This is a genomic window from Bradyrhizobium barranii subsp. barranii, assembly GCF_017565645.3.
Taxonomy (GTDB): domain Bacteria; phylum Pseudomonadota; class Alphaproteobacteria; order Rhizobiales; family Xanthobacteraceae; genus Bradyrhizobium; species Bradyrhizobium barranii.
In genome coordinates this window covers 5,758,630-5,767,868 of sequence record NZ_CP086136.1, presented here as the reverse complement: position 1 = coordinate 5,767,868, position 9,239 = coordinate 5,758,630, and the positions used below count along the sequence as shown (strand labels likewise).

Sequence of the window (9,239 nt, the reverse complement as noted above, 5' to 3'; positions counted from 1 at the left end):
TCACGCGCGCAATCCTTCGCCGCGCTTCGAGGAGAGCACTGCCATGATCCGGATCTCGATCAGGTCGCGCAATTCGTCCATCGCGCGCCTGTCATAGTGCTCAAGTGTGTCGCCGCTCTTGGCCCATGCTTCAGCGAGGTCCGCCGCGGACTGCTTCACTTTCTCCCGCATCGCCTCGGAGATGGGGCGCATGGGTGTTGTCATTAGCGTTTCCTTTCCGGAGAGGTGGCCGAGCGGCTGAAGGCGGCGCGGTGCTAACGCGTTAGACCGTTGTGTCTCCCGGGTTCGAATCCCGGTCTCTCCGCCATCACGTTGTGGTCTGAGGTGGCAATTGAATTGCTTTCTCGAAGAGTTCGGCCTCTGTGCCGGGCTTGGCCCTGATCGTTTTCTGTTCGATGTCGACGTCGCGTTCCTTCAGAAAATCTGCCTCCGTCCACGACATGCTCTCAACACGGCTGAGACGGTGCCAAACCTCTGCGCCGCAGTGAGGACAGGCTTCGGAAAGATACGCCGGCGTGCGATCTGGCATCGAAAGCGTCAGGCTGCCGTTGCAGCACGGATAGCTACCAAAAATCATTTCTACCTCTTGCGGGCGTGGGTCATTGGTGGATCAACGGCCTTCCAAGCCGTCCAGGCTCGGTTCGATTCCGGCCGCCCGCTCCATCACGTCCACGTCTCGACCTCGGCCGGGATGTGCGAATACCCAAGCGCAAGCGAGATGTAATAGCGATGGAAGCCGTCTCGCAGGACGTGAGGCAAGCTGTGCCCCGGTCCGACGCGCACCGGCGGAAGCGGCTCAGCATCGTATATTCGGCCGAGGATCCACATCGATCGCGCCTTGCCGAAGCCGTTCGCATCAAGTGCGACGTTCTCGTTGCGTTTCGGCGGTTCGATCTCGTCGAGCCTGACCAAACTATGCGGCTCGGTGCAGAGAAAGCTCTGGGTGCTTGGCCTGAAGAGGCCCAGGCGAGCCTCCTCGATCCATCGGCGCGGTACGGTGTGATCCATCTCGACTCCCTTCGTCGTCCCGCGCAGCCGCTTCGATGCCGGCGGCCCGCGCCCTCAAACCGCGGCGGCGCCCTTCGCAGTGAGCCGCAGCTTGCGACCACCAGCGTCCTCGACCCAGCCGTTGTCGCCCGCGTATTGCAGTCCTTGCATGAGCTCTTCGCGATCGGAGCCGTCGGGCCGGAGCCAGATCTCCTCGATCGAGGTGAAGATCATCATGTTGCCCGGCTGGATGCCGGCGTCCTTCATGATCTTGATAAGCTTGCGGGCGTGCTCTTCCATAATTTCGCTCTCCAGATACCAATCGGTCCAATCGATGAGGCCATGATATACGCCGCACTCCGGGCCATACAACCGGTGCCGGAAGGCCCAACCGAAGAGGTCGCCCTCGCTGGTGCCGTCGGGCCGGAAGCACGTCGCGAGGCGATCCACGGCCACCGTAAGCCCAACGGAAAGATGGACCAGCCCTTCTTCCTCGTCCGGGCCAAGCATCATTTCGGGTCAACCGGAACGGGATGCCAATGCGTCGGCGTGACGTCCATCATCGACTCGATGACCACGTCGCCGTTGAAATGGGTGCCGTCGGGCAGGAGGGTGACGAGATGAGCGGCTTCAGGATCTGACGGGTCAACTGACACCAGCCGCTGACTAGAGTTCTTCGGCTCGGTTTCGATTGGCTGCCACGGCATCGCAGATCTGCTCCCTTCGTTTATGGGCTAGGATATCGCCCTTTCAAGGCGAGGAAACGGGTTCGAGTCCCGTAGGGAGCGCCACCTTCTTGTTTAGCTGGATGAGATTGCGGATCGACTTTTCCAGGACGCCGGCGACACGGGACGCAGACGAAGCACCTTCGCCGACGGCCTTGCAGATGTCCGCCGCATCCTTGAGGCCCTCGGCATGGGCCTGGTCGAGGCCGGCGTCGAGCATGGCGATCAGCGTCTCGTCGTCGAACCGGCGCTCAGCGATCGCGACGACGAGGCGATGGCGTCTTCTGAAGCTCGTCCGTCAGATCTGACATCCCCATCCCTCACGCGGGCGCGTAGCCAAACGGTAAGGCATCGGGTTTTGATCCCGACACCCCTGGTTCGAATCCAGGCGCGCTCTCCATCACCGGGGGTCTCTCAGCGCTCTGATGCGCTCAGCCGTCTTGACCGGATCCGTCAAATCTTCGGCGATCCTGGCCGCGACTTCGAGCGCCTGATTGACGCCGGCTTCAAAGCACTCCGAGCAGTATCCGCTGCTATCGAAGTGTTCGAGCCTCATCTTCAACCGTTCTGCTTCATCCATCGTTCAAACCTCTTTCGCAGGCCCTCGGTAGAGTAGGGGTTGCTCCTCATAAGGGCGACTAGGCCGGTTTGACCCCGGCGCCTGCGACCAGATCTCTAAGTCGGATCTCGCGGAAGCGTTCGGCAAACGCCTCGGCATCGGTGATGATGTCGAAAGTGCCGGACGGCATGGCAGAATCGTCGATGATCTCGATCCCCATGAAGGTCTGAGGCTCGGGCTTGGGCGTCAGCGCGCTAGCTTGGTCGTCTCGATGGCGGTGAAGCCCGGACACTAGGTCCCTGGCCATCGCGATCCCGATCAGAGAAATACGGGGATGGCTGAGGCGTTGGATCGTGTCGGTCATGAAGGCGACGTCCGTTGCAATAGTCCGGTTCATATTCTCAGCCGACCGCCGGGACAGTTCCATCGCGTCAGCCATATTGAGCGGGCCGCGGCCGGCGGCAGCTGACAAGAAACGCAAGGTGCTGCGCTCGCCCTCGGCGCGGAGCTCGCGCGCCAGCGTGCGTGTGGTGAACCCCATGACAGGCTTGAGCTCGGTGAAGCCCCGGACGCCGCGCCAAAATTCGATTGGCCGGTCGTCCGAATGGACTGCGATCTCACGGTAGTCGCCGTCTCCGAATTCACGGAGTTTGATCTCCGCAGTCTCACCGCGGGCAGGATCGCGGCCTTGCGCGGCCGAAGGGGCGAAATCCCTGGCAGAGTCCGTGGGGAGTAAGCTCACCCTGGCCGTTCACCGTCGCGGTGACGCCTGTCGCCGGCAATCTCGATGTAGCCGTAGATTGTTCCGGGATCACAGCAGCAGCGCACCAAGAAGCTCGCCATTCCAAATCTCCTGACTTCGTTCAATGGTAGGACGCTCGGCCGTGGACCGGGAGACGTGCGGTTCGATCCCGCCAGTCAGGACCATCACCGCTTGTCGGCGCCAAGATCCTTGAATAGGCCAATGTAGACGCGGCCGAGTTCGGCATTTTCGTTGGGCGCCATATAGCCGCTGTACGTGAGCGTAGGAGCACGAAAGGGTAGCCCGAGCGCGGCGCACCAGCACCGCCAGTCATAGCCGCCAGCGTCCTCGCAGATGTCCTGGCCATACCGGACCTGCTCCCAGAAGATGCGGCTCATTTCCGGTGTGTAGGGGGCACGGCCGATCGCGGCGAGGGCGCCGTCGACGAGACGGTCAATGCGGTGGTCTCGACGTTGCCACCACCTGGCACGCTGGCGCGGGATGCAGGGCCAGCCGTGAACGGTTGTGCCGAAGTAGCTTTCCAGGACCGCGAAGGTCTCATCTTCCGTCATCGAATTCCCCTTTGGGAGTGAAGCTCAATTGGACGAGCAGGACAGAGAGAGCCGCGCTCGCTTCAGTTTGATGTTGCGCCCCCTAAATGTCGGTGTCTGTGCGTGGCAGTTATGGCAGAGCATGCGCAGGTTGCTGGGCGCGTTATTGTCCGTATCGCCGTCGGCGTGGTCGAGCTCGACGGGCAAGGGCTTTCCCAGCCATTCGGCCAATCCGCAGTTTTTGCATTGGGCTCCGCCATTCTCTTCGATCAGACGGCGAACCATGCCGCGCCTGAATGCCGTGACAGTGATCTTTCCGCCGAACGCTGTGGCGTACTCTGCGGCCGTCATTCCCGCTGAGTGAATGGGGTTGTAGGCAATGGTGCCAGCTTTTGCGGCCCATTGGAGAGCGCTTTTCGTAATGCCGTATTGATCGGCTATTTCCTTCAATGTTGTCCCAGCATCTAGTTCGCTTTGAATCGCTTCCCAGTCCGCTTCGCAGGCTGTGGGCTTGAAGCGCTCTATGTCGTGCCCCGCGGCGATCAGACGACCGATGTGGTAGGACACCGTCGATTCTGTTACACGAAGCTCCTTCGCGATCTCATGGACGCGTTTGCTCTCGCGACATAGCGACAGAACCTTCGATTGCGTTTCGGTAACGTACATTTCCCACGATTTCCTTCAAATCGGTGTCGTTCAACGGTAGGACGTCAGTCTCCAAAACTGAATATGGACGTTCGAATCGTCCCACCGGTGCCAGATCAAGCCAGGTTCGAACCCTGCCACTCCTGCCACCGCTTTATGTCGTGCTTGGCGCCGGCTTCCGCCTGGTCTGAAGATGCCCGCGATCACGCGGGAACGCAGCAAGGGCCGACTCGCGCGCCGTCTTTCTCCATTCCCGCTGAGTTTCTTGCAAAGGCGACGGATAGCTGCAGCCGCCGTTGTCGAAGCGGGTGCCGTGCGTGTCGATCCAAGCATCTCGGAAGGATTTCTCCTTCTCGTCGCTATGACGCTCGCGGGCACGCCAGTGATCGAGACAAAGGAGCCCGCAGAAGTGCCGGTCAAGGTCGATGGGCGGATATACGCCCATCGCTGTCACGTAGGGGCCGCGCACTTCTTGGTGCTCTATGTTGAGCGCCAACCGGTATCCGACGCAGTTGCTGGTGGCTGTTACGTCGGCGCCGCAGCCGTCGCACTTGATCTCCATCGTCTTCATGAAAACTTCTCCAATCCGTCCCGGCGGCCGTCAGCGCGGCCATTCATTGAGACTCGTGCAAAAGCTCGCGGTCGGACAACCTGCCGATGCGGCGGACCTCACCGATGAATCTGAGCATCAACTCGTCGGCGTGCGAGCCGTCGCGATCGGGGCCGGCGCCGATTATCCCCGGCTTGTTGCGAGCCCACCAACTCTCCCGGTTCTTTTCGTACCAGTGGCGAACCAGATCCGCCTCTAAGTCACCGCGTGACGTAGCGTCCATTTGGGCCTCTCTATGCTGCGGGCGCGGCGGCGCGGACTTCCTTGATGTGTTCGGCGGTGATGCCTCCATTCGCCGCGAACCAATCCCACGAACCTTGCTTCAGCAGGCCGAGGCGCTCACAGCGCAGGACAAGCTGCCTGGGAGTGCTTCCATCCATGTCGGCCAGCGCGATCGCCATGCGCCGGGTGAATTTGGTCTGGCCTGCCTTGTGGGCTTCGAATGCCGCCGCCAGCGTGTCCATGTCCATCAGACTCATCCGTTGTCCTCGATGTCAGAACGGGATCTCGTCGTCCGTGAGCACCACCAGCGACTTGCGCGGCCAGACCCGCTCCAGCAGCCGGAAGATCGGCCAGCGGATCGGGAAGCTGACCTCGGCGAAGAGCTCGGGCCACCATCGTCGGCGGAGCTCGCGTTCCTCCTGCTCGAAGTAGGCGGCCTGGTGCTCGAGCTCAGCAGCGAGCTCGGCCGGCGTCGCGCTCCAGGTTTCGCCACAGCCGACACATGTGACGTCACCCTCGATGATGGTCGACCTCCGTATCCCGGTGCTCGCATGGCTCCTCGTAATCATCGTCCGGGCTCGCCAGTTTCCAGTCGTCGTAGCCGTCGCGCCAAGAGTCATCGTGCATTGGCCGCCTCCAACTCGCGCTCCGCCCCCAGGCAGGGACGCCCAAGCCTGGTCGCGCAGCGGCGCCGGCGCGCGCGTCAGCACCTCGAGGATGGCGCGCTTCTCCGGCAGGTACCGTTTGGCAAAGTCGGGATCGTGCTTGACGATCGTCGAGGTGTTGCTGATGAGGTCCGCGCACTTGATGCCCTGGACCTCTGGAGACGCTTCGGATAGCCGCTTGCGATCAATCGCCTTCCGCCCATCGCGGTTGATGCCGGGGCGCGGCGGCGTGTCGGTCAGAGCGATGACCATCCGGGCAACCTCTGGCCCGAAATGGCGGGCGAGGGTCTCGGCGGCCCCCCCTGATCCTCGATCACGTCATGCAGCCAGGCGGCTGCGATAGACTCTTCCGGCCGGCCCGCGAGCTCGATCATGCGGGCGACTTCCTCGAGGTGCACGAAGTATGGCTCGCCCGTATAGCGCCGCGCCTGAGCGGAATGCCGCTCGCGGGCGAACTCGCGAGCTCGGAAGATCAGCCCGTTCATGAGGTCCGGCCCGCGACATCGGCCGCGGTCAAGACCGCCAGATTGATGGACGGATCAATCACCATGATCTTCACGTCCGTCGGGAGATGCGGGTAAATCGAGTCCCGCACGCGGTTCATGACCTCTGTTGGCTGCCGCCTATTTAGCTGGACCACCAAGACGTCGCCGGCCTTCAACTCCAGTTTCGCGATTGCCAATTTCTCAACTTCCATTTTTCATCTCCCTCTGCCTCGCAACATATTCGCGGGCCAAAGCCCTGGACGCATCGTCCCCAGGCAACTCCCCCAAATCGATCTGCGTTACTCTTCCCGGGTGGACCGGGCTTTCCCCTGGCGCTCTCCCTCGACGGCGGTCCCGCGGAGCCCCGCAGCGTCCCGTGCATCCGTCTCCTGAGCTACCGGCTTTCGCCGGGCGGGACTTCGAACCCGCGACCTCCTGGATACTCACCCGTTTCGTCTGCCCTCGGGCTGGCTCCCGTACGCTCCGAGAATCTACGACCGGCCAGCTTGTCGGAAGCGCCTGTAACGGAAGTCCAACCCCGAGCGTCCCGGGGGCCGAAGTCGTCAGAACAGCGCGCGGTATCCGGCGCCGCCCATGATCGTGCGTTCCATCTCGCTCTCGATCCGTGTCGTCATGCGCTGCTTGAGCTCAGCCTCGATCGCGGGATGCACGTACATCTTGTCGCCGATCTGGATGACGCAGGGCACCTTCCGAAACTCACCTCCGAATCTCTTCACCAGCTTTTTGTGGATCCGGCGCGATCGATTACGCGAGACTGGGAACAGGCGTTCCTCGGTATCCTTGAGGGCGAGCGGCGTCACAACGATCCGCGGGATCGCCGGCACCGTCTTGATCAGCTTGGCGGCGTCGAGCAGCTTGCTGACTGTGAGTCCGGACTCCTCAGGCCGGATATTAGCCGTCGTGCCCGCGCCGACAAAAAGCGGGAAATGGAAGCGGCTCATGCCTCGTCTCTCTTTTGTGTGGTCTTATCGGACCACGTGACGTTCCATCCTCGCATCGAGTAAAAGTGGCCGAACGCCAAAGACTCGTTTTTGCTGGAGCCGATAGCTGGGACTAGCCTGTCGAGCGCTTCACGATCGGTGCGACCCTCGTCCTTGGCGGCGCGGCGGTAGTCGTTCTCCTTGCCGCACGATGGGACGCTGCCGATGGTTGGCGTCTCGCTCTGCGAGCGCGTGAGCGTGGAAGCGACATAGCGCAACGCGGCCTTCCATCCCTGTCGCGCGGCGTTGGTCTTGGCATCGATGAACAGATAGTGGAGCGGGTGCTCGTGCATGTCGTATTTTTCGCCCGCAGCCCACTCTTCGAACTTCAGGTGCTCGCCCTTGCAGGACGCGAGCACGTCGGTCAGTTGCGATTCCTGCGGTACATCGCTGGACACATCGGCGACCTTGGCGGCGCGCTCAGCGCGCCAAATGTCAAAGACGGCGGACTTGTGCCACCAGTCATGAATTAGCGTCATCAGGTCCCAGCGCGACACCAGCGCCATCTCTGCCGGTGCTCGGGGGTCGTCACGGTCTATCGACACGCGCAGGCGCTTCTCGGCCAAGTCCAAATGCTGCCCGACCGGGTCTTTGCGAGGGTCCCATTCCTCGACCGTCTTGGGATAGCTTTCGTTCTTGGCGTCGGTCGACCAATGCGGGTGCGGGTCGCCGAGTTTTGCGGTGTCGGCAGACAAGCGCTCGACAGCCCCGGCACCTGCGGCATCACTGCTTGGCAGACCCTCACTCGCGTGAGTGGCGATAAGGACCGGGGCTGTCGTCGCTTCTGCCAAGCTTGCCGTGGCAGAAGAGGTTCCCGCGGAAGAATGTGAGTGTGTCATAGACAGGCTCCGGAAGTTAGGACGCGGCATGCCACCCACGCGGCGACACGGGCCATTTCGACGAGACCAGGGCCCGCGAAGAACAGGGCGCACGTCAAGAACCCTGCGGCGTAAACGAGGAGCGGGCGTTTCATTCTGGATCGCTTGAGATAGGCGGTTGTGTCTTTGGTCATGCCAGCCACCAAAGAACAGCGACAGGAATTGCCGGCACCACCACTCCAGCCAGGCACATGCAAACCGACGTCGACGGATAGCGGTACAGGCTTCGAAGGTCGTAGCCGCCTTCAGCCCGGATGATGCGGCGATCCAGGAGGTAGATCAGGGCCGCGATGAGCGCGTACGCGCCAAGGGAAATAAGGACGATCATGGTTGAGCCGGCGGTCATGCCTGCACCTGCGTCATGCTGTTGGCTTGCTCGAGCGCGGCGGCGATGCGCTCTTTGGCCGCGGCCTCGCGCTCAGCTGCCCGCACGGCGCGTCCCGCGAGATCGCTGGCGACTCGCCGGCGCTGGGCTCGCGCGCTCGACCATGAGCCCAAGGTGTCAACCAGGTTGGCCATTGGCATCTCCTTTCAGTTTTCGGGTGGTGATGACGCGGAACAGCGCGATCGCGATGCGGCCGCGTTCGGTGATGACGAAATGGATCGGGGCCCGGCCGGCCCTGAGGACGAGGCGGTGCTCGAGCAGAGGGCGGGCGAGGGAGCGGCCGAGCTCGGCCCATGTCTGGGGCGTGCCGCGCGGGTGCAGGCTGGAGTCGCGGCCGATCTCGGCGGCGGTCACCGGCCGGTCGTAGGCGACCATGTGCGCCAGGACCGCGGCCGAGCGTGGCTCGAGGTAGACCGGCTTGCTCATAGGCCAAGCACCTCCGGCGATCGGCCGAGCCGGATCCAGTCGCGCCGGAGTTCGGCGGCCGGCTGGACGAACGGGTGTGCCGCGCGCGGGTCGAGTTGCCGGCGCGTCCAGTCGAAGGCCTGGCCGCGGACCACCGCGACGGCGTGGAAGTAGAACGGGTCCTTGGCGGGGTAGTCATCGACGCGGTCCGGGAAGTAGCGCCGGCTGCCGAGCAGGTAGACGACGCGCGCGCCGGGCACCTCCGCCGCGAACAGGCCCGAGATGAGGCAGCAGGCGCCGTGGGCCCGTTCCGGATCGCGCAGCTTCGGGAAGCGTCGATCGAACGCCGAGATGAGGCGGGGGAGCGTCGCGATCATGC

General features: G+C 62.9%; 21 protein-coding genes and 6 tRNA genes. 6 read left to right on the top strand and 21 right to left on the bottom strand.

Features of this window, described 5'->3' with window-relative positions; translation table 11 throughout:
* A complete protein-coding gene (locus J4G43_RS27735; RefSeq protein ID WP_208086916.1) occupies positions 1-204 on the bottom strand; it encodes a hypothetical protein in 204 nt (67 codons plus the stop codon).
* Positions 205-219: 15 nt separating this feature from the next.
* Here J4G43_RS27735 and J4G43_RS27730 point away from each other — a divergent pair.
* Positions 220-307 (top strand) — tRNA-Ser (locus tag J4G43_RS27730).
* On the opposite strand, the gene J4G43_RS27725 is transcribed toward J4G43_RS27730, so the two are convergent.
* Positions 308-577, bottom strand: a complete 270-nt coding sequence (locus J4G43_RS27725) for a hypothetical protein (protein WP_208086915.1) — start codon at positions 575-577, stop codon at positions 308-310.
* 11 nt (positions 578-588) lie between these two features.
* Between J4G43_RS27725 and J4G43_RS27720 the strand changes: the two genes are divergently transcribed.
* A tRNA-Gly gene (locus tag J4G43_RS27720) sits at positions 589-663 on the top strand.
* Here the strand turns inward: J4G43_RS27720 and J4G43_RS27715 are convergent.
* From J4G43_RS27715 to J4G43_RS27705, 3 genes are read right to left on the bottom strand one after another with little or no spacing between them, the layout of a single operon-like run.
* Positions 664-1,008, bottom strand: a complete 345-nt coding sequence (locus J4G43_RS27715; RefSeq protein WP_208086914.1) for a hypothetical protein — start codon at positions 1,006-1,008, stop codon at positions 664-666.
* A gap of 54 nt (positions 1,009-1,062) precedes the next feature.
* Entirely contained in the window at positions 1,063-1,500 is a 438-nt protein-coding gene (locus tag J4G43_RS27710; RefSeq protein ID WP_208086913.1) for a hypothetical protein, read from the bottom strand.
* Positions 1,497-1,694, bottom strand: a complete 198-nt coding sequence (locus J4G43_RS27705; RefSeq protein WP_208086912.1) for a hypothetical protein — start codon at positions 1,692-1,694, stop codon at positions 1,497-1,499. Before J4G43_RS27705 ends, J4G43_RS27710 begins: the two co-directional genes overlap by 4 nt.
* Positions 1,695-1,703: 9 nt before the next feature.
* On the opposite strand from J4G43_RS27705, the gene J4G43_RS27700 reads away from it, so the two are divergent.
* Both J4G43_RS27700 and J4G43_RS27695 read left to right on the top strand, forming a co-directional pair.
* Positions 1,704-1,778: transfer RNA gene (locus J4G43_RS27700), tRNA-Glu, on the top strand.
* A gap of 260 nt (positions 1,779-2,038) precedes the next feature.
* Positions 2,039-2,112, top strand: a tRNA-Gln gene (locus J4G43_RS27695).
* Here J4G43_RS27695 and J4G43_RS27690 read toward each other — a convergent pair.
* Together J4G43_RS27690 and J4G43_RS27685 are read right to left on the bottom strand one after the other, a co-directional pair.
* Positions 2,113-2,292, bottom strand: coding sequence for a hypothetical protein (locus J4G43_RS27690; RefSeq protein ID WP_208086911.1), 180 nt, complete (start codon positions 2,290-2,292; stop codon positions 2,113-2,115).
* Positions 2,293-2,350: 58 nt separating this feature from the next.
* Positions 2,351-2,635, bottom strand: coding sequence for a hypothetical protein (locus J4G43_RS27685; RefSeq protein WP_208086910.1), 285 nt, complete (start codon positions 2,633-2,635; stop codon positions 2,351-2,353).
* 488 nt (positions 2,636-3,123) lie between these two features.
* Here J4G43_RS27685 and J4G43_RS27680 point away from each other — a divergent pair.
* Positions 3,124-3,198, top strand: a tRNA-His gene (locus J4G43_RS27680).
* Here the strand turns inward: J4G43_RS27680 and J4G43_RS27675 are convergent.
* Positions 3,199-3,585 (bottom strand): hypothetical protein, encoded by a 387-nt coding sequence (locus tag J4G43_RS27675; protein WP_208086909.1) that lies wholly within the window; start codon positions 3,583-3,585, stop codon positions 3,199-3,201.
* Positions 3,586-3,609: 24 nt separating this feature from the next.
* Complete coding sequence (locus J4G43_RS27670) at positions 3,610-4,230, bottom strand: helix-turn-helix domain-containing protein (RefSeq protein WP_208086908.1); 621 nt, start codon at positions 4,228-4,230, stop codon at positions 3,610-3,612.
* Positions 4,231-4,249: 19 nt separating this feature from the next.
* Here J4G43_RS27670 and J4G43_RS27665 point away from each other — a divergent pair.
* Positions 4,250-4,323: transfer RNA gene (locus tag J4G43_RS27665), tRNA-Trp, on the top strand.
* 40 nt (positions 4,324-4,363) lie between these two features.
* Here the strand turns inward: J4G43_RS27665 and J4G43_RS27660 are convergent.
* The 12 genes from J4G43_RS27660 to J4G43_RS27605 all read right to left on the bottom strand — a co-directional run bounded on the left by J4G43_RS27660 (position 4,364) and on the right by J4G43_RS27605 (position 9,237).
* Complete coding sequence (locus J4G43_RS27660; protein WP_208086907.1) at positions 4,364-4,780, bottom strand: hypothetical protein; 417 nt, start codon at positions 4,778-4,780, stop codon at positions 4,364-4,366.
* A 43-nt stretch (positions 4,781-4,823) separates the two neighbouring features.
* Positions 4,824-5,042: a hypothetical protein gene (locus J4G43_RS27655; RefSeq protein WP_208086906.1), complete on the bottom strand. Its 219-nt coding sequence runs from the start codon at positions 5,040-5,042 to the stop codon at positions 4,824-4,826.
* Between the two features lie 10 nt (positions 5,043-5,052).
* Complete coding sequence (locus J4G43_RS27650) at positions 5,053-5,289, bottom strand: hypothetical protein (RefSeq protein ID WP_208086905.1); 237 nt, start codon at positions 5,287-5,289, stop codon at positions 5,053-5,055.
* A gap of 24 nt (positions 5,290-5,313) precedes the next feature.
* Positions 5,314-5,958, bottom strand: coding sequence for a hypothetical protein (locus tag J4G43_RS27645; RefSeq protein ID WP_208086904.1), 645 nt, complete (start codon positions 5,956-5,958; stop codon positions 5,314-5,316).
* Entirely contained in the window at positions 5,943-6,191 is a 249-nt protein-coding gene (locus tag J4G43_RS27640; RefSeq protein ID WP_208086903.1) for an HD domain-containing protein, read from the bottom strand. Before J4G43_RS27640 ends, J4G43_RS27645 begins: the two co-directional genes overlap by 16 nt.
* Positions 6,188-6,403 (bottom strand): hypothetical protein, encoded by a 216-nt coding sequence (locus tag J4G43_RS27635; RefSeq protein WP_208086902.1) that lies wholly within the window; start codon positions 6,401-6,403, stop codon positions 6,188-6,190. Before J4G43_RS27635 ends, J4G43_RS27640 begins: the two co-directional genes overlap by 4 nt.
* A 351-nt stretch (positions 6,404-6,754) precedes the next feature.
* Entirely contained in the window at positions 6,755-7,153 is a 399-nt protein-coding gene (locus tag J4G43_RS27630) for a hypothetical protein (protein ID WP_208086901.1), read from the bottom strand.
* A complete protein-coding gene (locus J4G43_RS27625; RefSeq protein ID WP_208086900.1) occupies positions 7,150-7,887 on the bottom strand; it encodes a hypothetical protein in 738 nt (245 codons plus the stop codon). The genes J4G43_RS27630 and J4G43_RS27625 overlap by 4 nt, the downstream gene beginning before the upstream one ends.
* A 313-nt stretch (positions 7,888-8,200) precedes the next feature.
* A complete protein-coding gene (locus J4G43_RS27620; protein ID WP_208086899.1) occupies positions 8,201-8,416 on the bottom strand; it encodes a hypothetical protein in 216 nt (71 codons plus the stop codon).
* Positions 8,413-8,589: a hypothetical protein gene (locus J4G43_RS27615; RefSeq protein ID WP_208086898.1), complete on the bottom strand. Its 177-nt coding sequence runs from the start codon at positions 8,587-8,589 to the stop codon at positions 8,413-8,415. Before J4G43_RS27615 ends, J4G43_RS27620 begins: the two co-directional genes overlap by 4 nt.
* On the bottom strand, positions 8,573-8,881 hold the full coding sequence (locus J4G43_RS27610; protein ID WP_208086897.1) for a hypothetical protein: 309 nt from the start codon (positions 8,879-8,881) through the stop codon (positions 8,573-8,575). The genes J4G43_RS27615 and J4G43_RS27610 overlap by 17 nt, the downstream gene beginning before the upstream one ends.
* Positions 8,878-9,237, bottom strand: a complete 360-nt coding sequence (locus tag J4G43_RS27605) for a hypothetical protein (RefSeq protein WP_208086896.1) — start codon at positions 9,235-9,237, stop codon at positions 8,878-8,880. The genes J4G43_RS27610 and J4G43_RS27605 overlap by 4 nt, the downstream gene beginning before the upstream one ends.
* Positions 9,238-9,239: the final 2 nt, after the last annotated feature.